This is a genomic window from Candidatus Methylomirabilota bacterium, assembly GCA_035764725.1.
GTDB lineage: Bacteria > Methylomirabilota > Methylomirabilia > Rokubacteriales > CSP1-6 > DASRWT01.
This window is the reverse complement of sequence record DASTYT010000024.1, coordinates 33,319-54,355: the sequence shown is the minus strand read 5'-3', so window position 1 is coordinate 54,355 and position 21,037 is coordinate 33,319. Positions and strand designations below refer to the sequence as shown.

The following is a 21,037-nucleotide window of genomic DNA, read 5'->3' as shown; positions in this document are numbered from 1 at the left end:
CGTCGTCACCGATGTGCGGCTGACGGCGAGCGGTAGCGCGCGCCTAGCTCGCGATGGGGGTCGCCTGGCCCCCGCCGTCCAGCCCCTCCAAAGGATGCACGGTGACGAGGCTCTGGAAGCCCTTGGCGCGGACGCGGCGCGGAGCCCCCACACGCACGTGGCCCGAGCGCTCCACCACGGAGGCGGAGAGGAGCACCTCGCCGCCGAAGGCGAGCGCCTGGATCCGGGCGGCAAGGTTGACGGGCGAGCCCACCACGCCGTATTTCACCCGGTCGCGGCTGCCGATGTTGCCCGCGACCACGGGCCCCACGTGGATGCCGATGCCCATGGCCAGCTCGGGCAGGCCCAGACGCCGGTTCTCGACGTTCAGGGCCGCCATCGCGCACTGCATGTCCCAGGCGCAGCGCACCGCGCGCTCGCAGTCGTCCGGGTGCTGGAAGGGCGCGCCGAAGAGCACGAGGATCGCATCGCCGATGAACTCGTTGATCATCCCCCCGTGGGCCTGGATGACCTGCGTCATCGTGGCGAGATAGCGGTTGAGGATGTCGATCATCGCCTCGGGGCCCAGCCGCTCGGACAGCTCGGAGAAGCCCCGAAGATCGGACATCAGGATGGTGACCTCGCGCAGCTCGCCCCCGAGCCGCACCGCGTCCGGGTCACGGAGCACGCGCTCCGCCAGCTCGGGGCTCACATAGCGTCCGAGCGTCTGGCGCACGAACTCGCGGTCGCGGAGCGCCCGCACCATCTCGCCCATCGAGCGCGTGAGCACGCCGATCTCGTCGCGGCTGCGCGGGCGTACTACCGCGTCCAGATTCCCCTGCCGGATGCGCAGCGCGAGGTGGGCGAGGTCCTGGAGCGGGCGCGCCATCCACCTCGCCGTCGCGATGCCGCAGCCGAGCGCGACGAGGACCGCGAGGGCGCCCAGCACGGCGGCACGCCGGCCCTGCACGTCCACCCGCTCGGTGTAGTCACGCGCGGGCACCACGACCTCCGCACGCCAGCCCAGACCGCCGGCGGGGAGAGGTACCGCGCGGGCCAGGTAGCGCTCGCCGTTGTGCTGGAACTCGACACTCGACCGCGTGCCACGCTCGAGGGGCACCTCGGCCAGGGCGGCGGCGGGAATGGCGGGCGCCCCCTGCGTGCCGCGCCGCCGCTGCTCGACGAGCGGCCGCCCATCACGCGCGGCGATCAAGACGCGGCCGCGGGGCGATACCTCGACCTCGTCGAGGAACTCGGCGAGTCGGGCCAGCGAAAAGTCGACGGTGAACACGCCCTGCACCGCGCCCGCTGCGTCCAGGAGCGGCATCGCGCAGGTGAGCCCGGGCCCTTCACTCGAGTAGAACTCGTAGGGCTCGGTCCACGTGAGGTCGCGGTTGGCCGCGGCCATACGGAAGAAGGGCCGCCGGCTGGGCCGGTACCCGTGATCCTCCGCCCGCCGGAAGGGGACGCGGAGGCCGTTGGCGAGGAGCTGGTCTTCCTCCAAGCGGATCCTCTCGCCCACGGGGAAACTTTTGTTGATGTAGAGATCGCCGCCGGCGGCGCGCCGCGCCCCGACGAAGCGATCGTCGCGGTCGCCATAGCTCACCCAGGTCAGCTCGGGATGCGCGCGCAGCACGCCCAGCACGAAGGCCTCGACGGCATGGAAGTCGTCGGGATCAAGCCGGCGCTCCGCCACGAGGGTGGGGCCAAGCCGCGCGGATGACTCGGCGGACTGCAGGAAGCGCGCGGTGTGGGTGGCGACGAGACGGGCTGCCTGGGTCATCGCCGCGTCGGCGAGGGCGTGGGACTGGGCGCGCTGCCCGCGCCACGCGAGGAGCCCGATGGCGGCGCCGGTGAACGCAGTGAGCGCGACCACGAGGGCCACCAGCGCGACGGAGAAGCGCGGTCGCCGACGCAGGAGCAACAGCACACGGGCGCAGAGTCGGACGGGAGACACGCGGTCGACCGCTGCACTATCGATGCCAGCGGAGGAGCCCTGCGTTTCCCTGAGGTTTCGATGTGGTCGCGGCGCGAAGCTCGGACAGCGTGCCCGAGCCGCGGTCAGGGCGCCCGGCTCGATGAGCGGGCCGACCCTTCCAGGTGGCTATACGGCGGCGATGCAGATCCGGATGATCACGCGAGCCCGATGGCGCGCGGGGTGCGCCCGCCGCCATCGGGCTCGCGAACGAGTCGCTACGCAGCGACCGTCACGTAGTGCTCGGCATTGTCACGACGAATGAGGAACAGCAGCGGGGTGCCCTTGGCGTGCTTGTCCAGCGCCTGGCGCAGCTCGGCCACGCTGGCCACGGGCTTGCGATCGACCTGCACGATCACGTCCGCCGCCTGAATGCCCGCCTCGGCGGCCGGGCTCCCGTCACGGACTTCCCGCACCACCACGCCGTGCAGATTCTTGGGGAGCGAGAGCTCCTCCGCGAGGTCCGGGGTGAGCGGACCCACCACCAGGCCCAGCGGGCCATGCTTGTCGGCCCGCGCCGTTTGCGTCGCGTCCTTGTCCTCGAGGCGCGCGATGGTGGGGTTGAGCGTCAGGGGCTTGCCGTCGCGGACCACCGACAGCGCGACGGAGCGCCCGGGCTCGACGTTGGCGATGACCGCGGGGAGGTCCGACGAGCGGGCCACGGGCTGCCCGCCGACCCCGACGATCACGTCACCCTGCTTGATCCCCGCCGCCGCGGCGGGAGAATCGGGCGTGACCTCGGCAACCAGGGCGCCGTGCGTGTCGGGCAGGTTGAGGCTCTTCACGAGCGCCGGCGTGAGCTCCTGGATCGTGACGCCGAGCCAGCCCCGCTCCACGTGCCCCTTCTCCGCGAGCTGAGTGAACACGCTCTTGGCGAGGTTCACGGGAATGGCGAAGCCGATACCGACAGAGCCGCCGGTACGGCTGAAGATGATCGAGTTGATGCCGATGACCTGGCCGCGGGCATTGATGAGGGGCCCGCCGCTATTGCCGGGGTTGATGGACGTGTCGGTCTGCACGAAGTTGTCATACGGTCCCGCGCCGATCACGCGCCCGGTGGCGCTGACGATGCCGGTCGTGACGGTCTGCTCGAGGCCGAACGGGTTGCCGATGGCCATCACCGGCTCGCCGACCTGGAGCGCGGCCGAATCGCCAAGCCCGATCACGGGCAGGTTCTTGGCGTCGACCTTGAGGAGCGCGAGATCGGTCTTGGGGTCGCGCCCCACGATGGTGGCGTTCAGCTCGCGGCCGTCGGAGAGCTTGACCACGACCGTGTTCGCGTTCTCGACGACATGGTTGTTGGTCACGATGTACCCGTCCGCATTGATCACGAAGCCCGACCCGGCGGCCCGGCCGCCGTCCTGGCGGCTGGTGACGTTGACGACGGCGGGCTTGACGGCCTTGGCCAGCTCGACCCAGTTGGGCGCCGGCGTGGCGAGCGGGGCGACCGTTACGGCCTGCTCGTTCCAGACGGGAGAGGGTGAGCGGCCCCAGCCCGGCGGGGCGACGAGCATGACAAGGGCAAGGGCCAGGCCGGCGAGGCCGGCGGCGGGCCATGCCCAGCGGGAGTGGCGAAGATGGCGGTTCATGAAGTCCTCCTGGTGCGCGGTTCGACGATCGGTCCTGACGACACACGCACTCTAGCGAGCGCACCTAAGAGACGGATGAGCCCCCGGTGAGAATTCACTTACCTTTGCAGCCGCGTTCCCGGGGGCTTGACGGGCCCGAGGAGGGCGGGGATGGTGTGGCGGTGAGCGACGCGGTCGATCCCTTCGAGGCCCTGTACGCCCGGGGCGTCACCGATGGCTTGCCCGTAGTGCCGCCGACGGCGGAGCGGGTGCGGGCCGCGGTGGAGGCCAGTGGACAGCCCGGGGACACCCTGATCGGCCTGGTCGCGCCGCGCCTCGGGCGGGCCACCGTGGAGCGCATCGCGGTCAACGCGGTCATGGCGGGCTGCCGGCCAGAGTACCTGCCCGCGGTGATCGCGAGCGTCGAGGCGATCTGCGACCCCGACTTCTCGCTCGTGGGAGTGTCCGGCACCACCGATGCCGTCGCGCCGCTCCTCATCCTCAACGGGCCGGTGCGGCAGACGCTCGGCGTGAACTCGGGGGCGGGCGCCTTCGGCCCGGGCTGGCGGGCGAACGCGACCATCGGGCGCGCGGTGCGGCTCTGCTGGCTGAACATCGGCGGCGCCGCGCCGGGAGTGATCAGCATGTCCACGTTCTCCCAGCCGGGCCGCTACTCCTACTGTATCGGCGAGAACGAGGAAGCGAGCCCGTGGGAGCCGCTGCACGTGGAGCACGGCTTCGCGCCCACGCAGAGCACGGTGGGGGCGATGGCGGCGGAGGCGCTCCAGGTGGTCGCCGACACCCAGCACCGCACCGCGCGCGAGGTACTCGGGACCATCGCACGCAGCGGTGCGGTGATCGCCAGCGACGGGCACGCCGGCCTCACCGACACGCTCCTCGTGATCTCACCCGAGCACGCACGGACGATCGGGGGTGACGGCTGGACCAAGGCCCAGGCGCGGGCCTTCCTCTGGGAGGAGACGCGGGCGCGCGTCAACGGCGCCGCCGTCCCCAAGTTCCGAGAGGCGGCGAACATCCACATCGTGGTAGCGGGCGGTCCCGCCGGCCGCTTCTCGGCCTGGATCCCCGGCTGGCCCTTCCCGGGCGCGCCCGCGCGCCTGGTGCTCAAGGCGATCCGCGCGCGGGCCTGACGCGCGACTACTCGATCCCGCGATAGAACTCCGGGCCGACCGGCTTGTACTGCTTCGAGCGGACGTAGCCGCGCTGGACCAGGCAGCCTCGATACACGTCCTGAATCATCGCCCCTTGACCGACAGCCGCGGGCGAGGGGGCCGCCTGCTTCGCGCAGTCCTGATTGTCCATCGCGAACTGCTCCTGCGTGGTGCCAGGCTTGGACCAGTAGAAGGCGGTGCACCCGCCCAGCGCGAGCGTGGCGAGCGTTGCGCCGGCGAGGGCAGCGAGGGTACGACCGCGCGTACCTCCAGTCATAGGGGCCTCCTCGGATCGGTTGGGGCCAGGCCAAACCGCGACGACATCGCGGCGTCCCGGCGAGCATAGCCGCGCCTGTCGTGGCGGGCAAGGCCGGCGCCCGCAGCGCGGGCGGGATGCCGCAGGCACCTCGCGCATCGGGCGCTTCGCCCTCGGGCGCGTCGCACGACGCGTGCGCAAGTCACCGATTTTCGTACCCGTGCGGGCTGGCACTGAGCTTGCTCTGGTCACGACCAAAAACAACAAACGAGGGGAAAGGAGCATCCACGTGAGGATCAGGGGCTGGAAGACGGTAGTGCTGGCGCTGGCGCTCGGCCTCTTGGTCGGGACGGGCATGCTCGCGACGCAGTCCCTCGATGCCGGCGCCGCCGCGCACGGCGCCTCCGCCGAGATCGCGCGCGGACAATACCTCACCACGATCATGGATTGCGCCGGCTGCCACACCCCGGGCGCGCTCGCGGGGCAGCCGGACTTCGACCGGCGACTCGCCGGCTCGGCCATCGGCTTCGCGCTGCCCGGCGGCGGCATCGTGTATCCAAAGAACCTCACGCCGGACGCCGAGACGGGATTGGGCCGCTGGAGCGAGGACGAGATCGCACGGGCGGTACGCCAGGGTCAGAGCCGCAACGGCCGCGTGTTGATCCCGGTGATGCCATGGCCCTCGTACGCCGTGCTCACCGAAGCCGACGCGCGGGCCATCGCGGTCTATCTCAAGAGCGTGCCCCCGGTGCGCTTCGAAGTCCCGCGCGACGTCCGCGCCGGCGAGACGCCCGCCGCCCCCTACATGACGGTGATCACGCCCTAGGACGCGGGCAGGGGCCTGCAGCCGGGGCGATCGTAGCGGTGGAACTCGCCCCGCGCGTTGATGGCGATGCGAATGGTCGGCTCGGTGCCCACGGGCTCGAGGTGATGCCAGCGGTTCTTCGGACCGAACACGAAATCGCCCGCCCGGCCGCGAACGGGCTTGGGCTCGTCCTCGATGTACCAGTCGATCTCGCCGGCCAGCACCACCCACCACTCGTCGTGCAGGTGATAGTGGGTGTCGTTGGGCTGCCCCGGCGGATGGCAAATGATGAACGCCTGGATGTCGTCCGTGAGCACGAGGGCGTCCGACCAGGGCGGCGGCCCTTTGCGGGCGCGCAGCTCGTCGACCCGGGCCCGCAGGCGGCCCGTCTCCATGAGAGGCACGCGGACGGCCATGGCTAGCGCGAGACCTGCATCTCGGCCGCGATGAGCCGGTAGTCGGCCCGCGGCTTGAAGCTCACCCGCTGGCTTGTGCCGTAGACGATCACTTCCTGGAAGAGATCGAGCCAGGGCTTCTCGTCGTGCAGGATCTGGGTGGCCTCCATGTAGAGCGGCTTGCGCTTCGCGGGGTCCAGGGAGTAGCGGGCCTGCTCCATCAGATCGTGAAAGCGATGCCCGGGCTGGCTGCCCGCCCAGTACTTGCCGTTGAGCCCGGTGGGATGGAGAAGCCGCCACACGCTGCCGTCGGCGTCCAGCAGGGTGGACTGCGGGTTGATGAGGAGCAGCCCGCCGACGGGCAGGGCCCGATCGTTGACCATCTTCTGGCGCGCGCCCATCTCCATCATGGCGATCTTGGCGCGGATGCCGGCCTTGGCCCACATGTCCGCGATCACCTCGATGAGCTGCTTATCGTTGACCATGGTGCCCATGCCGGCGTGTAGCGTGACGTCGATGCCGCTTCCGTAGCCGGCCTCGCTGAGCAGCGCCTTCGCACGCGCGAGATCGTAGGGGTAGGGCTTGAGCGTGGGGTTGAAGCCGAAATCGGTGTCGGCCACGCCGCCCGAGTAGGGCTTGCCGTAGCCCGCGTAGATCCCCTTGATGATCGCGTTCATGTCCAGGGCGTAGTGCAGCGCCTGGCGCACGCGCTTGTCGGCGAGAGGCCCCCCGCTGGCATTGATGGCGCAGGCCGCGGTGCGGGAGGACGGCACGCTGACTACTCGGGTTGTTCGACCCTCGGCGATCGATTTGATGCGGTCCGGCGGCACATTCGTCACGATGTCCGCCTCGCCCTTGTCCAGCGCGACCAGGCGCGGAAAGTCCTCGGGAATCGGCTTCCAGACCACGCGGTCCACGCTCGGCTTGCGCCCTTCCCAGCCCCACCAGTCTCGGTTGGCTTCCATGACGAGCCGCTCGTCCTTCACCCACTCGACGAAGCGATAGGCGCCGGTGCCCACGGGCCGGCGCGCGAGCTCCTTCGCGCCGTCCTCGGTGGTGAAGCGCGCGGGGATGATCTGCGAGCCCATCTGCGCCATGCGGACGGGGAGCAGGGGATCGGGCTTCTTGGTGATGATGCGCACGACGCCGGGCGTGGGGACCTGCACGGACTCGATGGTGGCGAAGCCCGCGGTGACCCCGGTGCGCCCGGGAATCAGGTTGCGCTCGAGGGTGGCCTTCACGTCATCGGCGGTGAGGGGGGCGCCGTCGTGGAACTTCACGCCGGGCCGAAGGGTGAAGTCCCACGTGGTGTCGTTGAGCGCGCGCCACGACGTCGCCAGCCCGGACTGCAGCGCAAGGGCGGAATCCCAGCGGGTGAGCGAGTCGTAGAGGTTGTAGAAGTAGTTCACGGTGAGGACCTGGGTGCTGCGCCCGGGATCCATGGTCGTCGCCTCGGCGGGCTGGACGATGGTGATCTGCACGGGCTGGGCCGGCGCTGGCCGCGGGGCGAGCCCTGCGGCCAGCGCGACGGCGGCAAGACCGACGGCGACGCGGCGGATCCGGGCGCGCGTCATCCGTAGATCTTCCGCAGCTCGCCCGCGGCCCACTTCACGCTGTCCTCGGCCGAGGTGCCCTGCACCGCCTTCGCGAACATGTCGGTGATGATGTACTTGGAATAGACCTCGGTGGCCTTCGCGGAGGGCGGGCCGGCGTAGCCGATCATGCGCGAGGCCCCCGCCGCCTGCCGGTAGATCTTCATGGGCTCGTCGACCTTGGTCCACAGCGGATGCTGCTCCCAGTACTTGGTGGACCCGACCGAGAAGCCCTCCGCGACCTCGAACCATTTCCCGAACTGTTCCTTGCCGTGCAGCCACTTGAGGAAGTCCTTGGCGAGCTTCTGATTCTTGCCGTACTTCATGACGGCGTGGGAGAAGGCCACGTGGTAGCCCCAGACGCCGGACGGGCCCGCGGGCAGGGGCGCGTGCTCGATGTCGCGGACCATCGGCTCGCCCTTCTCGTCCTTGATCTTGTCCTGACCGCGCTTGGCCGCGATGTAGATACTGGCGCCGTTCAGCGTCGCGGAGATCTCGCCGGCGAGGAAGGCGCGGTTGTTGGTGGTGTCGTCCCAGGCCAGCCCGCCCTCGTCGCAGGCGTCCTTCCAGAAGGCCTGCATGAACTTGACGGCCTCGACCGCGCCTTTGCTGTCCAGCACCACCTTCCTGCCGGTCTGATCGACCTCGGCGGCGCCGTAGGCCCAGATGAGCGGATAGCTCCATGCGGGCGCGTCGCCGAAGGTGTGTCCCAGAGTCTGCCCGTAGGGGTGTCCCTTCTTCTTGAGCTTCATGCCGACCTGGCGGAGGTCCTCCAGGGTCTTGGGGAAGGCGGTGGCGCCGACCTCGGCGAGCCACGACTTCCGGTAGGCGATCTGCAGGCCCACGATGCCGTGGGGCAGGGCGAGCCAGCGCTTGCCGTCCTTGGCGGCGGCTTCCGCCTGGGCGTAGTACCCGCCCTGATCCTTGCCCTGCCACTCGCCGAGATCGGTGACGTCGGCGAGCGCGGCCTGGTAGAGATGCGGCCAGTTGTGGAGCATCTGGATGATGTCCGGTCCGCCGCCCGATTGGATCGCGGCGGTGATACGCGGCTGGAGGTCATTGCCGTTGATGGTCTCCAGCTGGACCTCGGCGCCCAGCGCCTTGGACGCCGCGGGAAGGATTTCCTGCTTCAGGACGACGTCGCACGCCGGGATGAAATCGACCCAGCGGAGGAGGTGCAGCTTGGTGCCCTGGGCGAAGGCGGGTGGACGGCGCGCGGCGAGCACGCCTTCCAGGCCGACGGCGGCGGATGCCGCGGCGGCGCCCGCGAGAAAAGCTCGCCGGCCGGGGTCGGGACGCTCGGAATCACGTGGGGACATGGCTCCTCCCTGGGTGGTGGGGACGCTCAGGCCTCGTAGATGCTCTTGAGCTCGGTTTCGGCCCACTTCACCGCATCCTCGGCCTTCATGCCCTGAACGGCCTTGGCGTACATGTCGACGACGATGTACTTCGAGTAGGACTCGGTGGCCTTCGCCGTGGCCGGACCCTGATAGCCGATCATCCGGCCCTGCCGCGCGGCGCGGCGGAAGATTTGGAGCGGCTTGTCGACGCGCCCCCACATCGGGTGCTCTTCCCACGCGGTGGCCGCGCCCACCGAGTAGCCCTCGTTGACCTCGAACCACTTGCCGTAGTTCTCCTTCTGATGCAGCCAGCGGAGGAAGTCCTTGGCGAGCTTCTGATTCTTCGAGTACTTCATGAGGGCGTGCTGGAAGGGGACGTAGAGCGCGGCCTGGCCGGCGGGCCCGCCGGGAAGCGGCGCCGCGTGCTCGATGTCGAGGTAGAGGGGCTCGCCCTTGTCGTCCTTGATCTTGTCCTTTTGGCGCTTGGCCACGATGTAGATGCTGGCCCCGTTCAGCGTGGCCGAGATCTCGCCGGCGTGGAACGCCCGGTTGTTGTTGGTGTCGTCCCAGGCCAGACCGCCCTCGTCGCACGCATCCTTCCAGAAGGCCTGCATGAACTTGACCGACTCCACCGTGCCCTTGGAGTTGATCACGACTTTCTTGCCGGTGGGATCGGTCTCCGCGCCGCCGTAGCTCCAGAGCAGGGGATACGCGAAGGTGGGCGGATCGCCGAAGCTGTGGCCGAGCGCCTGCCCGACCGGCCGGCCTTTGGCCTTGAGCTTCTTGCCGATCTCGCGCCAGGCCTCCATGGTCTTGGGAAATTCCGTGATGCCGATCTCGGCGTGCCACGACCGCCGGTAGGCGACGGCGTTGCCGCCGATGCCGTGGGGCATGGCGAGCCAGCGCCCGTTGACCTTGTTGGCGGCGGCGAACACGTCGTAGAAGCCGCCCTGCGCCTTGCCGATGGGCTCGGCCACGTCGGAGACGTCCACGAGGGCGTTGGCGTAGAGGTGCGCCCAGTTGTAGAGCATCTGGAAGAGATCGGCGCCCGCGCCAGATTGGATCGCGGCGGTGATGCGTGGCTGGAGGTCGTTGGCATTGATGAACTCGAACTGCACCTCCGCGCCGAGCGCCTTGCTGGCCTCCGGGGCCTGGCGCTTCAGCTCGACATCGGCCTCGGGGATGAAGTCCACCCAGCGCACGATGTGGAGCTTGGTGCCCTGGGCGAACGCGGGGGCGCGCCGCGCGGCGAGGATGCCCTCGAGCCCGGCGAGGGCGGGCACCGCGGCGGCGCCGGCGAGGAAACGCCGGCGGGACAGGGCAGCACGGGAGCGAGCCGGAACGTGACTGGAATCGCGCATGGGGTCTCTCCTTGACGAAGGTCCGGACGTTGTCAGGCCTCGTAAATCTTCTTCAGCTCCGCTTCGGCCCATTTGACGGCGTCCTCGGGGGCCAGTCCCTGGATGCTCTTCGCGAACATGTCGACGAGGATGTACTTGGACAGGGCCTCGGTGGCCTTGCGGCCCGGTGGCCCGGCGTGACCGACCTGACGGGCGTACTGTAGCGTCTCGGGGAACACCGCCGTCTTGGGATCCTTTCGCCAGAGCGGGGAATCCTTGTAGCCGCGCGTGCCGGGGATGCCGAAGGTGTCCATGACCTCGAAGTACTTGTCGTACTGCGCTCGCTCCATGTAGTAACGGATGAAGTCCTTGGCGAGTTTCTGGCTCTTGCTGTACTTCGGGACGACGCTGTTCCACGCGGGGAGCCAGTAGAAGCGCCCGGCCGGCCCCGGGGGGTAGTGGCCGTGATTCGTGCCCTTGTAGACGTCGGGGAACTTCCCGCGGGCGGCCACGTAGATGCTGGGGGCGTTGCCGGTCAGCGAGATCTCCTGGGAGAGGAAGGCGCGGTTGTTGTTGCTGTCGTCCCAGGCCAGCCCGCCCTCGTCGAAGCAGTCCTTCCACAGCACGTTGTTCCACTTCACCGCGTCCACCGTGGCCTTGCGGTTGAGGACGACGGTGCGGCCGTCCTTGTCCACCTCCATCCCGCCCCACATCCACACCAGGGGGTAGCACCAGTTGTTGGGGTCGTTGATGCTGTGGCCGAAGGCCTGGCCGAAGGGCTTGCCCTTGGCCTTCATCTTCTTGCCGGTGGCGCGGAACTCGTCCCAGGTCTGCGGATAGCGCAGGCCCTCGGCCTGCAGCCAGTCCTCGCGATAGGTCACGGCCCAGGAAATGAGGAAGTACGGGACCCCCACCCAGCGGCCGCCCGCCACGCAGTTGACCCGCGCGTAGTCGTACCAGCCGCCCTGCTTGCCGCCGACCTCTTCGGCGATGTCGGAGACGTCGGCGAGGGCGGTGTCGTAGAGCAGCGCGTGGTTGTTGGCGATCGTGATGATGTCCGCGCCCGCGCCGCTCTGCACCGCGGCGGTGACCCGCGCCTGAATGTCGTTCTGGTTGATGCGCTCGATGCGGACTGTCGCGCCCGCCTGCTTGCCGAACTCCTGGGCCTGCGCGTCGAACAGGGTGTCGGCGGCGGGGACGAAGTGCGACCACTGCAGGATGTGGAGCGAGGCGCCCTGGGCGAAGGCGGGGGCACGCCGGGCAGCGAGGATGCCCGCGAGCCCCGCGGTGCGGAGGAACTGCCTACGGCCCGGCCGGTCGCTCGGTGAGTCGGCGCGCATCCCGTCCTCCTTGGCGTGAGGTCCCGCTGCGCATCGGCGGCGTTGCCGCTACGCTACCTATCACGGGCGGGGGGCGCGGGCAAGGGTCAGGCGGGGTCCGGCGCCCTCACGGCGCGCCCGAGCGGGGCTAGTGGCCGTTGAGCGTCTTGTCGACGAACATCTTGGCGTCAAACTCCTCCGCCACGCGTCCGTCGTTGTCGAGCATGGCCTGGGCGTCCACGGTGGCAAACTCCATCACCCCCATGTCCTCGTAGGCCTTGCGCACCCGCGCCCCCCAAAGTCCGATGTCCTTCACGGTGGGGACGATTCTGGAGAACAGCCTCGTTCGGAACATCTTCATGTACTCGGACTTCTCCACCGCCTCGACACACTCCTTCACGGGCAGGCCGAGGTTTTCCCACACCTCGCCCTGATTGAAGCGGTCGCGCATGTGGTAGCAGGCCTCCACCACGAACTCCTCGCGCTCGTCCCGCTCCGCGTCGGAGAGGTGCGGGTAGTAGTCGCGGAGGGCGAGCCGGCCGAACGCCACGTGCCGGGCCTCGTCCTGCATGACGTAGGCGTTGACGCCGGCGGCCAGGGTGTTGGAGGAGGTATCGCGGATGCGCTGGAAGGCGGCGAGGGCGAGGCCTTCGATCAGCACCTGCATCCCGAGATAGGTCATGTCCCAGCGCCGGTCGGAGATGGTGCTCTCGAGGAGGAGCGCGAGCGTCTTCGTGATCGGGTATGCGAGCTTGACCTTCTCGTGGAGCAGCCGCGCATAGGCTTCGACGTGGCGGGCTTCGTCCATCACCTGGGTCGCGGCGTAGAACTTTGCGGGGACGCCCGGCACGGTCTGGACGATCTTCGACGTCGCGATGAGCGCGCCCTGCTCACCGTGCATGAACTGCGAGAGGGTGTGGGCCTGGAGATTGCGCCGCACGTGGGCCTTGTCCTTGTCGGAGAGGCCGTTCCAGAGCGGCGTGTTGAAGATGGCGATGGTCCGATCGTCGAGCCCCATCGGGTTGTCAGGATCGACGGGCAGCGACCAGTCGAGCCGCTCGGCCGCGTCCCACTGCTGCTTCTTGCCCTTGGCGTAGAGGCGGAGGAGGTCGGCGCCGCCGTCCTCGTATTCCCAGGTGAACGCGGTGGTCGTCTGACCCTCGAATTTCCACTGGGTTTGCTCGACCGGCAGCTTATACAGGAACTTGGTCGACATGGAGCCTCCCCGCTCTGGACTTGTCCCCGGCATGTGGGGGCACTATTCGTAACCGAGCATATCATCGAGGTTAGTGGCATGCCTACCCCATCCCGTGATTCCCGCACCCCCCTGGTCGACCGTACCGTGCTCATTACCGGGGCCGCCCGCGGCATCGGTGCCGCCACCGCGCGCCGCCTGGCCGGAGCCGGCGCGCGCCTGGTCCTGGCCGACATCGACGGAGGCGGCGTCGAGAAGCTGGCGGCCGAGCTCGGCCAGGTGTCGGTGCGCGCCGACGTCACTCAGACCGTCGACATCGAGGCCATGGTGGACACGGTCTACCAACGCTGGGGGCGGCTGGACGTCCTGTTCAACAATGCGGGCGTGATCGGGGTGCAGCGGCTGCTCGATGTGACGCCGGCGGAATGGGATCGCGTGCTCGACGTCAACCTGCGCGCCGTGTTCTTCGTTTTGCAGGCGGCCGCGCGCCGGATGATCGAGCAGCCGCCGATGGAAGGCTCTGAGCTGCGCGGCAAGATCATCCAGACGGCGTCCATCGCCGCCTACCGCGGCTCGAGCCCGCTGGTGGGGCCCTACGCCGCGTCCAAGGCGGGCGTGGTGAGCATCACCCGCACCGCCGCCCAGGCCTTTGCGCCGCGGCGCGTGACCGTGAACTGCGTATGCCCGGGCGCGGTGGACACCGCCATGTGGGAGCAGATCGACCGCGAGACCACGGCGATCGAGGGCCTGACGGTGGGTGCCGCCTGGAAGCGGCGCACGGCGGGCATTCCCCTCGGGAGGCCCGAGACCGCGGACGATGTCGCCGGTCTCGTCGCCTACCTCGCGGGGCCGGACTCCGATTACATGACGGGACAGGCCATCAACATCGACGGTGGCCTCGTCATGGGCAACTGAGCTTGGTGGGTAAAGGCTACATGTACGTAAGTTTGTCTCCACCGGTCGGGCGACTGGGCTCACATCGCCCCCTCCCCGCCGGCACCGTTGCCGCGGGAGACCGAGTGCTTGCCTGGTGTCCCCCCCGGCGGTCGCGGGGCCCAGCTGCCCTGGCACGTCGCATGCGTCCTCAGGATTCCGTCCCCCCCGGAGGAACGACATGACCCACTTTTTGTTCTCCCTGCCCGAAGAGGCAACCCGCCAGGCGTGGGGTACGGCCAAAACCGCGTTACTCATTCGACTTGAAATCGTCAACGTGCTGACGGTCCTGGTGATCGGACGGTTGGTCGACCTGCATCGGCGCCGCGAGGCTGAGCGCGCCGAGCGGGCCGAGCGCAACCGGCGGGGGTCTGATCCCCATTCCCTAGGTCGCGCGGCGTGAGCGGCGCCTCGCTGGTTGGGCGGCTTCAGGGGTCGCTGATCACCCTCGTGATCCTCGGTCTGTTCGTTGGCAGCGTCGGTTATGGCGGGTACCGGGTGATTCGCCATCTCATGGGCTGGAGCGCGAGCGCGCAGGGCTCTGGCGGCCCGCTGCGCATCGAGATCGAGGACGCGACGCTCCGGCGGGTGGACCTCTCCGACTCCAAGGTGGAGCTGACCTCGGACCTGCTGGGCATGTTCGGCGCCACCCTCATGGTGACGCCGAAGACACGGATCGACGTGAACGGCACGCCGGTGGAGCTGAAGGACTTGCCGCCGGGCGCGCGCGTCCGCGCGTCCTACGAGTATCGCGACGGCTTCAAGGTGGCGTTTTCGATCTCCGCCGAGCCGCCGCCCGCCGGCGGTCCCGCCCGCGCGATTACCCGCTAAGGCGCCTCAGTGGGCGGCGGCCAGCCCCACCGGGCAGGCCACGCCAGTCCCGCCGATCCCGCAGTACCCCCAGGGATTCTTGGCCAGATACTGCTGGTGATAATCCTCGGCGTAGTAGAAGGGCGGCGCCGGTCGGATCTCCGTCGTAATGGCGCCATGGCCGGCCTTGCCGAGCGCCTTCGCGTACATGTCGCGCGCGGCCTCGGCGGCCCGTTGCTGGGCGTCGCCGTAGGTGTAGACGGCCGAGCGATACTGCGTGCCCACGTCATTGCCCTGTCGCATGCCCTGGGTGGGATCATGGCCTTCCCAGAACACGCGCAGGAGGGCGTCGTACGACACCGCCTTGGGATCGAATACGACCAGCACGACTTCGGTGTGGCCGGTGAGCCCGGAGCACACCTCTTCATAGGTGGGGTTCGGCGTCACGCCGCCCGCATAGCCCACCGCGGTCGTGTAGACACCGGGCGTGAGCCAGAAGAGCTTCTCGGCGCCCCAGAAGCAGCCGAGCCCGAACACCGCCTGCTCGAGCCCCTCGGGGAAGGGCGGCTCGAGCGGCGCGCCGTTCACGAAGTGCTTGGCCGGCACCGGCATGCGCTCGGCGCGGCCGGGTAGGGCGTCCTCGGGCTTCACCATCGTCTTCTTCTTGAATCCCAGCATGGGAACCTCCTCGGCGAGCGGACCCCCGCTAGAGCACGACTTTCTTGTCCCGCAGGGCCTGGATGCGCGCGGCCGAGTAGCCGGCCTCCGCGAGGATCTCGTCGGTGTGCTGGCCGCGCAGCGGAGCGGCCCGCCGCACGCCCGGGCTCATCCGCGAGAAGTGGAGCGGCGTGCCGACGATCGGGATCTCGCCCAGCGTGGGGTGCGCCACACGCTGCACGATGCCGCGCTCGGCCGTCTGCGGGTCGTTCATCACCTGATCCACCGTGTTGACGGGCGTGGCGGGCACGTCGGCCTCCTCGAGAGTCTTCAAGAGCGGCTCGCGGTCGCGTGCGCCGATCGTCTTCTCCAGGATACTCTCGAGCTCCGCCCGGTGCTTCACGCGATCCTGGTTCTTCGCGAAGCGGGGGTCGGTGGCCATCGCCTCGAGGCCGAGGGCGCGCGCGAGCTTGCCCCAGAACCGGTCGTTGGCCGCGGCGATGAAGATCCACTGGCCGTCCTGGCACTTGAAGTTCCGGTAGGGCGAGAGCGACGGGTGGCCGGAGCCGAGCGCCCGCGGCAGCGCGCCGGTCAGGAGATAGCCCTCGGCGTGGAAGGCGAGCAGGCTGACCGCGGTCTCCAGGAGCGAGCCGTCCACACGTTGCCCCAGGCCCGTGCCCTGACGCTGCAGCAGCGCGGCACAGACTCCCAGCGCGCAGAGAATGCCGGTGGAGAGGTCCAGGAATGACACGCCCGCCCGCACGGGCTGGCCGCCGGGCTCGCCGGTGATCGACATGATGCCGCTGAAGGCCTGCATCAGCGCCTCGTAGCCGGGGCTGTCCTTGCGCGGGCCCGTCCGGCCGAAGGCCGACACCGAGCAGTAGATGAGACGCGGGTTCTCGGCGCTGAGCACGTCGTAGCCGAGGCCGAAGCCCTCCATGGTGCCGGTGCGGAAGTTCTCGATCACCACATCCGCGGTGCGCGTCAGCGCCTTCACCACCTCGACGCCCTCGGGTGTCTTGAGGTCGAGCGTCATCGCCCGCTTGTTCCGGTTGAAGAGAAGATAAGCGGCGGCCTCGCCGTCCTTGTGCGGCGGCCAGGTGCGCGACTCGTCGCCCGCCCCGGTGTCCTCGACCTTGACGACGTCGGCGCCGAGGTCGGAGAGGAGCGCGCCGCACCAGGGCCCCGCGATGACGCGGGAGAGATCGATCACGCGAACACCGTCGAGCGCGAGAGGGAAGGGGGTCATGGCGCGTATGATACCGCGTCGGGGCTCAGATCTGCCGGGCGAGGAAGCCCGCCTTGTCCATCCGGTTCTGGATGGCGGCGACTCGCCGCCGATACCCCGCCGTATCGACCCCAGGGTGCCACGTGCCCGGCATCGGGAGCCCTGCGGCGAGGGCGGCGGCCTCCGTGGGGCCGACCTCCGCGGCGGGACGGCCGAAGTAGCGCTGGCTCGCCGCGCCGACACCGAACACGCCGGGGCCGAACTCCGCCACGTTGAGATAGAGCTCAAGGATACGCCGCTTGGAGAGCGTGCGCTCGAGCTGCCACGTGAGGATGGCCTCCTTGGCCTTCCGCCACGGGTTGCGCGAGGGCGAGAGCCACAGGTTCTTGGCGACCTGCTGGGTGATGGTGGAGGCGCCGCGCGGGACCTCGCCCTCGCGCATCGCCTTCTCCAGCGCGCTCTGCACCTCGCCGAGATCGAAGCCACGATGCGAGAAGAAGTTGATGTCCTCCGACACGAGCACGGCCCGCTTGAGGTCGGGCGAGATCGCCGCGTAGGGCACCCAGGTCCACGCGACGCGGTCGGGCTTGCCGTGCGCCCGCTGCCGCGCGCGGTAGTGCTCGATGAAGGCGGTGGAGGTGGGGCGCTCGGTGGCCAGGCGCGCCACGCCGGGCCACGTGGCCATCTCCCACACCACCCACGTGGCGAAGGCGAAGAAGAGGATGAGGAGTAGACGGCGTCCCCAACGCGTGCGTGGCTTGCCCCGGCCCGCCATTTCCTCTATGTTCTCCCGGAACCCGGATCCTGCCCAATTCCGAAAGGAGATCTTATGCCTCCCGTCGACCCCAACGAGCCCATGATGACCGGTGAGAACTCCTTCATCCGGCTGAGCCCCGACGGCGGCAAGACCATGTCCGATCGCGCGAGCCACTGGCGCGTGCTCTGGTGCGGCGCCGGCGCCGGCCACGTGCTCTTCTTGCAGTCCTCCCTCACCGACAACAAGGTGCGGATCTACAGCGACAACATCGCGGTGGCCCGGTGGCTTCAGACCAGCATCGAGAAGCTCCTGTTCCCGGCCTTCGCCGACACCGCGATCCCGGTGATGGCGGCGGCGTTCGAGCGCTCCGGGGGCCCGCGCTCGAGCGCCACGGAGTCGATCCTGGCCGCCGACGCGCGCATCACGCTGTCCTGGTACGACTGCATCGCGCCGTTCGTGCTTCACGCCCCGCCCGGCTTCAACGACCGCCCGATCGGCGTGTTCAGCACGTTCTTCCCGGCGCGCGGCGCGCAGATCGAGATGAACGGCCGCGTGGCCACCGGGAGCGTGTGGCCCGAGATGCGCGGCGACCGGCAGGGCTCGAGCGCCTGCCTCGCCTGGACGGAGACCTGGGTCAAGCCCCGCGCGTAGGCGCGGGGCGCGCGCCGGGCGCGGGGCAGCAGCCCGGCGCGCAGTCGTCGGGCGCGGGCCCTTCCGTGCCCAGCGCGCGCCGGGGCGCGCCCGCGGTGCGCTCGAGGATCAGCTCGCGGATCATCCCCACGAAGCGCGGGTGCACGCCGACCGTTTCTGTCCGTATGAATCGGAGGCCGAGCGCGCGCGCGCGGGCCGCCGCCTCCACGTCGAGGTCCCAGCGCACCTCGAGATGATCGGAGACGAAGCCGATAGGGGCCACCACCACGTCGGTGACCCCCGCGGCCTTGAGCGTCGCCAGATGCTCGCGGATGTCGGGGCCGAGCCACGGCACGCTGGGCGGCCCGCTCCGGCTCTGATAGACGAGTTGCCACGGATGGGAGGAAGTAAGCCGCTCCGCGATCAGCGCGCACGCTGCCTCGAGCTGACGCTCGTACACGCTCGTCTGGGCCATGGCGAGGGGCACGCTGTGCGCGGTGAAGGCAAGGTGCGCCGTCGTGCGCGAGGGAACGGGGAGCGAGGCCAGCGCCGCCTCCACACGCTCCGCCACGGGCTCGATGAAGCCCGGGTGATTCCAGAACAGCCGGAGCTTGTCCACCGCGGGCGCGTGCGCGCCCACCTCCGCGCGGGCCCGCGCGATGTCCTCCAGGTACTGGCGGCACGAGGAATACGAGCCAAAGGCCGAGGTCACGAAGGCCAGCGCACGGCGCACGCCGTCCGCCGCCATCTGCGCGAGCGTGTCGGCGAGAAGCGGGCGCCAGTTCCGGTTCCCCCAGTAGACGGGGAGCGCGGGCCCGTGCGCGGCCAGCTCCGCGCGCAGCGCCTCGACGAGCGCGCGCGTCTGCGCGTTGATCGGGCTCACGCCGCCGAAGTGATGGTAGTGCGCGGCCACCTCGAGCAGGCGCTCCTGCGGAACCGCGCGGCCGCGAGTCACGTTCTCCAAGAATGGCAGCACGTCATCGGGGCCTTCCGGCCCACCGAAGCCGATTACGACGACCGCGTCGTAGCCCATGCGCTCCAGTGATAGCACGGGCGTGTAAGCCTTACATCGGCGGGATGTAATTCCTCCAGATCGCCCGGCGCGCAGATTTTGCGGCGCGCGCGGCACCGGCCAAAAGCTATTGCCGGGCCTTCAGTTGCGCGCCATCCATTGACGGCGCCGCCGACGCCGTTCGGAGTGGTGAACTCTTCCCGCGAAACCCGAGTTAGCACGAGTGAACGGATCGAACGCGGCGACTGGCGCCGACGTTGCGAACGTGGCGCGGTCGAAAGAACCATTCAACCAGGAGGAGCGATCGATGAAGGTGACTCGCATCGTAGCGACCATGGTGGCTGCTGCGTTCTCGCTGGGGACCCTCGGGTCCGCCATCGCGCAGACGCCCGCGCCGGCGACGAAGCCGGCAGAGACGAAGCCCGAGGCCAAGCCCGAGATGAAGCCCGCCGACAAGCCGGCGGACGCGAAGTCGATGGACAAGCCGGCCGACAAGGGCGCGAAGAAGGACGAGGGCAAGGCCAAGGCGAAGGCCAAGGGGCACGAGAAGCAGGAGGCCAAGGAGGCCAAGAAGACCACGGATCCCGCCGCCAAGCCTGCCGAGAAGAGCGAGGCCAAGCCCGCCGACAAGCCGGCGCCGGCCAAGACCAACTAACACCGACAACGACCCGCGCGATGCCGTCGGGGCTGCCGTCGGCGAGCGCGGTTTCCCGGGGCGCCGCCGGCATGGGGCGCCCCGGCTTCTCTTTGACCGCCGTGCTAGGCTGTAGAGCGTGATGAAACGACGGATCGGGGGCCACTTCCTCGCGGGGCTCGGCCTGGCGAGCGTGCTCCTGGCGGGGCCGGCCTGGGCGGGGGACGGCTACATCGCGGGGCTTTCCTTCCTCGACCCCGTGCCGGCCGCGGCCACCAGCCCCACGCCGCCCATCGACCTCTCGGTGGTGCGCGACGGGAGCGAGAGCATGCTGCGCGTGCCACTGGCGCCCCGCGAGGACAGCCGGGCCATCGGGCGCCTGGTCCCCTATCTTTCCGTCGGCTCCACGTTCCTCACCGACAGCAGCATTCGCGACAGCGGCGTGCCTTACGAGGACATGTCCCGGACGCAGAAGTCCGGCATGGACATGGGGGCGGGCCTCGCGGTGAAGGTCTCGAAGAGGGTGGAACTGTTCGGCGAGTATCGCTTCTTGCGGATGAATCCCGATCCCACCGAGGCCGTCGGCGGCGGCGTGCTTCACCGCGACGTCGATGGCCCCTACCTCAAGGGCGGCTTCTCGATCAAGCTGCCGTAGCCGCGTGGCCCGCGCTCAGCGGGCGCGCTGCCAAATTGCGTGGCCGACGAAGAACGGCCCCAGCTTCTCGATGTACTCCGACGTCTGAATCGTCCGCCGCATGGCCTGGACCAGGTGGGAGAGGGGATGGAGCGCCCGGCCCACGAGCCCGATCACGAAATCGTTGTCGCTGGTGTCGAGACCGTAGCAGGCCAGGCGGATGTCGTGAGCGTGGTCAGCCTCGCCGTAGGCCCGGCCGATCGTCGCGTGCTCGTGCAGGATCTTGCCCTGCTCTTCGCGCGACAGGCGCGCGAAGGCGCCGGTGCGGCGAAGGGGATACCAGATGGCCCAGGGCCACGCTGGGTTCAGCACGGTGCGGCGCGGCCGCTCGAGCAGCCACTCGGTGAGGTCCGGCTCGAAGCCGGAGGCGTAGGTGCGCCCCACCATGGCGAGCTCGGGCCGATGCGTGAGCGCCTCGAAGGGCTCGGCGCTCAGCGTCTCGCGGGCGCGCGTGACTAGGGCGACGGGATCCTCGGCCAGGGCGAGCACGCCAATGCCGCGCGGATCGTTGAGGTCCCGGTAGAGCACGGCCTCGACGCCGCTGCGCTCGAGCGCCACCGCCAGAGGCTTCGGGTCGGCGCTGCCCGTGAAGACCTGAAGCTGGATGAAGAGGCGGCGGTCCAGGGTCTTGCCCCCGGCGCCGCGCTCGGTGACGTCGACCTGATAGCCCGGCGCCTGCCCCGCGGCGGCGGGCCGTCCCGTCTCGCTCATGCCCCGAGGCTATCACGCCGCCTCCCCGTTCCCCA

22 protein-coding genes are annotated in these 21,037 nt (G+C 69.6%); 8 read left to right on the top strand and 14 right to left on the bottom strand.

Annotated features, from left to right (window positions below; genetic code table 11):
- Positions 1 to 43 precede the first annotated feature (43 nt).
- Both VFX14_03680 and VFX14_03675 read right to left on the bottom strand, forming a co-directional pair.
- Positions 44 to 1,936 carry an adenylate/guanylate cyclase domain-containing protein gene (locus VFX14_03680; protein ID HEU5188769.1) on the bottom strand — a complete coding sequence of 631 codons (1,893 nt, stop codon included), beginning with the start codon at positions 1,934 to 1,936 and terminating at the stop codon, positions 44 to 46.
- A 236-nt stretch (positions 1,937 to 2,172) separates the two neighbouring features.
- Positions 2,173 to 3,543: a DegQ family serine endoprotease gene (locus tag VFX14_03675; protein HEU5188768.1), complete on the bottom strand. Its 1,371-nt coding sequence runs from the start codon at positions 3,541 to 3,543 to the stop codon at positions 2,173 to 2,175.
- 161 nt (positions 3,544 to 3,704) lie between these two features.
- On the opposite strand from VFX14_03675, the gene VFX14_03670 reads away from it, so the two are divergent.
- Positions 3,705 to 4,673, top strand: coding sequence for a hypothetical protein (locus tag VFX14_03670; protein ID HEU5188767.1), 969 nt, complete (start codon positions 3,705 to 3,707; stop codon positions 4,671 to 4,673).
- Between the two features lie 7 nt (positions 4,674 to 4,680).
- Here VFX14_03670 and VFX14_03665 read toward each other — a convergent pair whose 3' ends face one another.
- Positions 4,681 to 4,971: a hypothetical protein gene (locus VFX14_03665; protein ID HEU5188766.1), complete on the bottom strand. Its 291-nt coding sequence runs from the start codon at positions 4,969 to 4,971 to the stop codon at positions 4,681 to 4,683.
- A gap of 268 nt (positions 4,972 to 5,239) precedes the next feature.
- Between VFX14_03665 and VFX14_03660 the strand changes: the two genes are divergently transcribed.
- On the top strand, positions 5,240 to 5,776 hold the full coding sequence (locus tag VFX14_03660; protein HEU5188765.1) for a cytochrome c: 537 nt from the start codon (positions 5,240 to 5,242) through the stop codon (positions 5,774 to 5,776).
- On the opposite strand, the gene VFX14_03655 is transcribed toward VFX14_03660, so the two are convergent.
- The 6 genes from VFX14_03655 to VFX14_03630 all read right to left on the bottom strand — a co-directional run bounded on the left by VFX14_03655 (position 5,773) and on the right by VFX14_03630 (position 12,957).
- Positions 5,773 to 6,171: a cupin domain-containing protein gene (locus VFX14_03655; protein HEU5188764.1), complete on the bottom strand. Its 399-nt coding sequence runs from the start codon at positions 6,169 to 6,171 to the stop codon at positions 5,773 to 5,775. The genes VFX14_03660 and VFX14_03655 overlap by 4 nt on opposite strands.
- Positions 6,172 to 6,173: 2 nt before the next feature.
- Positions 6,174 to 7,724: an ABC transporter substrate-binding protein gene (locus tag VFX14_03650; GenBank protein ID HEU5188763.1), complete on the bottom strand. Its 1,551-nt coding sequence runs from the start codon at positions 7,722 to 7,724 to the stop codon at positions 6,174 to 6,176.
- The gene (locus tag VFX14_03645) at positions 7,721 to 9,061 is read right to left on the bottom strand and encodes an extracellular solute-binding protein (protein HEU5188762.1); all 1,341 of its coding nucleotides are present in this window, start codon (positions 9,059 to 9,061) and stop codon (positions 7,721 to 7,723) included. The genes VFX14_03650 and VFX14_03645 overlap by 4 nt, the downstream gene beginning before the upstream one ends.
- A 26-nt stretch (positions 9,062 to 9,087) precedes the next feature.
- Positions 9,088 to 10,443: an extracellular solute-binding protein gene (locus tag VFX14_03640; protein HEU5188761.1), complete on the bottom strand. Its 1,356-nt coding sequence runs from the start codon at positions 10,441 to 10,443 to the stop codon at positions 9,088 to 9,090.
- A gap of 32 nt (positions 10,444 to 10,475) precedes the next feature.
- A complete protein-coding gene (locus VFX14_03635) occupies positions 10,476 to 11,762 on the bottom strand; it encodes an ABC transporter substrate-binding protein (protein HEU5188760.1) in 1,287 nt (428 codons plus the stop codon).
- Between the two features lie 127 nt (positions 11,763 to 11,889).
- Positions 11,890 to 12,957, bottom strand: coding sequence for a ferritin-like domain-containing protein (locus tag VFX14_03630; GenBank protein ID HEU5188759.1), 1,068 nt, complete (start codon positions 12,955 to 12,957; stop codon positions 11,890 to 11,892).
- Between the two features lie 78 nt (positions 12,958 to 13,035).
- On the opposite strand from VFX14_03630, the gene VFX14_03625 reads away from it, so the two are divergent.
- The 3 genes from VFX14_03625 (at position 13,036) to VFX14_03615 (ending at position 14,700) form a co-directional block, all read left to right on the top strand.
- Positions 13,036 to 13,851, top strand: a complete 816-nt coding sequence (locus VFX14_03625) for an SDR family oxidoreductase (protein HEU5188758.1) — start codon at positions 13,036 to 13,038, stop codon at positions 13,849 to 13,851.
- A gap of 199 nt (positions 13,852 to 14,050) precedes the next feature.
- Positions 14,051 to 14,272, top strand: a complete 222-nt coding sequence (locus VFX14_03620) for a hypothetical protein (protein HEU5188757.1) — start codon at positions 14,051 to 14,053, stop codon at positions 14,270 to 14,272.
- The gene (locus VFX14_03615) at positions 14,269 to 14,700 is read left to right on the top strand and encodes a hypothetical protein (GenBank protein ID HEU5188756.1); all 432 of its coding nucleotides are present in this window, start codon (positions 14,269 to 14,271) and stop codon (positions 14,698 to 14,700) included. The genes VFX14_03620 and VFX14_03615 overlap by 4 nt, the downstream gene beginning before the upstream one ends.
- Positions 14,701 to 14,706: 6 nt before the next feature.
- On the opposite strand, the gene msrA is transcribed toward VFX14_03615, so the two are convergent.
- From msrA to mtgA, 3 genes are read right to left on the bottom strand one after another with little or no spacing between them, the layout of a single operon-like run.
- Complete coding sequence (gene msrA, locus VFX14_03610; GenBank protein HEU5188755.1) at positions 14,707 to 15,357, bottom strand: peptide-methionine (S)-S-oxide reductase MsrA; 651 nt, start codon at positions 15,355 to 15,357, stop codon at positions 14,707 to 14,709.
- 28 nt (positions 15,358 to 15,385) lie between these two features.
- Positions 15,386 to 16,585 (bottom strand): CoA transferase, encoded by a 1,200-nt coding sequence (locus VFX14_03605; GenBank protein ID HEU5188754.1) that lies wholly within the window; start codon positions 16,583 to 16,585, stop codon positions 15,386 to 15,388.
- Positions 16,586 to 16,610: 25 nt separating this feature from the next.
- The gene (gene mtgA / locus VFX14_03600; GenBank protein ID HEU5188753.1) at positions 16,611 to 17,339 is read right to left on the bottom strand and encodes a monofunctional biosynthetic peptidoglycan transglycosylase; all 729 of its coding nucleotides are present in this window, start codon (positions 17,337 to 17,339) and stop codon (positions 16,611 to 16,613) included.
- A gap of 54 nt (positions 17,340 to 17,393) precedes the next feature.
- Here mtgA and VFX14_03595 point away from each other — a divergent pair, with 54 nt between their 5' ends.
- A complete protein-coding gene (locus VFX14_03595) occupies positions 17,394 to 17,972 on the top strand; it encodes a hypothetical protein (GenBank protein HEU5188752.1) in 579 nt (192 codons plus the stop codon).
- On the opposite strand, the gene VFX14_03590 is transcribed toward VFX14_03595, so the two are convergent.
- Positions 17,956 to 18,984, bottom strand: coding sequence for a ferrochelatase (locus VFX14_03590; protein ID HEU5188751.1), 1,029 nt, complete (start codon positions 18,982 to 18,984; stop codon positions 17,956 to 17,958). The genes VFX14_03595 and VFX14_03590 overlap by 17 nt on opposite strands.
- Positions 18,985 to 19,270: 286 nt before the next feature.
- Between VFX14_03590 and VFX14_03585 the strand changes: the two genes are divergently transcribed.
- Both VFX14_03585 and VFX14_03580 read left to right on the top strand, forming a co-directional pair.
- Positions 19,271 to 19,618 carry a hypothetical protein gene (locus tag VFX14_03585; protein ID HEU5188750.1) on the top strand — a complete coding sequence of 116 codons (348 nt, stop codon included), beginning with the start codon at positions 19,271 to 19,273 and terminating at the stop codon, positions 19,616 to 19,618.
- A gap of 121 nt (positions 19,619 to 19,739) precedes the next feature.
- Complete coding sequence (locus VFX14_03580; GenBank protein ID HEU5188749.1) at positions 19,740 to 20,252, top strand: hypothetical protein; 513 nt, start codon at positions 19,740 to 19,742, stop codon at positions 20,250 to 20,252.
- Between the two features lie 15 nt (positions 20,253 to 20,267).
- Here VFX14_03580 and VFX14_03575 read toward each other — a convergent pair whose 3' ends face one another.
- Positions 20,268 to 21,002, bottom strand: coding sequence for a chlorite dismutase family protein (locus VFX14_03575; protein ID HEU5188748.1), 735 nt, complete (start codon positions 21,000 to 21,002; stop codon positions 20,268 to 20,270).
- Positions 21,003 to 21,037 lie beyond the last annotated feature (35 nt).

Coding starts and splice junctions, on each gene's coding strand:
- msrA (HEU5188755.1), bottom strand. CDS start 15,357: ATGCTGGGATTCAAGAAGAAGACGATGGTGAAGCCCGAGGACGCCCTA.
- VFX14_03665 (HEU5188766.1), bottom strand. CDS start 4,971: ATGACTGGAGGTACGCGCGGTCGTACCCTCGCTGCCCTCGCCGGCGCA.
- mtgA (HEU5188753.1), bottom strand. CDS start 17,339: ATGGCGGGCCGGGGCAAGCCACGCACGCGTTGGGGACGCCGTCTACTC.
- VFX14_03595 (HEU5188752.1), top strand. CDS start 17,394: ATGCCTCCCGTCGACCCCAACGAGCCCATGATGACCGGTGAGAACTCC.
- VFX14_03630 (HEU5188759.1), bottom strand. CDS start 12,957: ATGTCGACCAAGTTCCTGTATAAGCTGCCGGTCGAGCAAACCCAGTGG.
- VFX14_03640 (HEU5188761.1), bottom strand. CDS start 10,443: ATGCGCGATTCCAGTCACGTTCCGGCTCGCTCCCGTGCTGCCCTGTCC.
- VFX14_03590 (HEU5188751.1), bottom strand. CDS start 18,984: ATGGGCTACGACGCGGTCGTCGTAATCGGCTTCGGTGGGCCGGAAGGC.
- VFX14_03585 (HEU5188750.1), top strand. CDS start 19,271: ATGAAGGTGACTCGCATCGTAGCGACCATGGTGGCTGCTGCGTTCTCG.
- VFX14_03620 (HEU5188757.1), top strand. CDS start 14,051: ATGACCCACTTTTTGTTCTCCCTGCCCGAAGAGGCAACCCGCCAGGCG.
- VFX14_03635 (HEU5188760.1), bottom strand. CDS start 11,762: ATGCGCGCCGACTCACCGAGCGACCGGCCGGGCCGTAGGCAGTTCCTC.
- VFX14_03625 (HEU5188758.1), top strand. CDS start 13,036: ATGCCTACCCCATCCCGTGATTCCCGCACCCCCCTGGTCGACCGTACC.
- VFX14_03675 (HEU5188768.1), bottom strand. CDS start 3,543: ATGAACCGCCATCTTCGCCACTCCCGCTGGGCATGGCCCGCCGCCGGC.
- VFX14_03605 (HEU5188754.1), bottom strand. CDS start 16,585: ATGACCCCCTTCCCTCTCGCGCTCGACGGTGTTCGCGTGATCGATCTC.
- VFX14_03575 (HEU5188748.1), bottom strand. CDS start 21,002: ATGAGCGAGACGGGACGGCCCGCCGCCGCGGGGCAGGCGCCGGGCTAT.
- VFX14_03645 (HEU5188762.1), bottom strand. CDS start 9,061: ATGTCCCCACGTGATTCCGAGCGTCCCGACCCCGGCCGGCGAGCTTTT.
- VFX14_03650 (HEU5188763.1), bottom strand. CDS start 7,724: ATGACGCGCGCCCGGATCCGCCGCGTCGCCGTCGGTCTTGCCGCCGTC.
- VFX14_03655 (HEU5188764.1), bottom strand. CDS start 6,171: ATGGCCGTCCGCGTGCCTCTCATGGAGACGGGCCGCCTGCGGGCCCGG.
- VFX14_03580 (HEU5188749.1), top strand. CDS start 19,740: ATGAAACGACGGATCGGGGGCCACTTCCTCGCGGGGCTCGGCCTGGCG.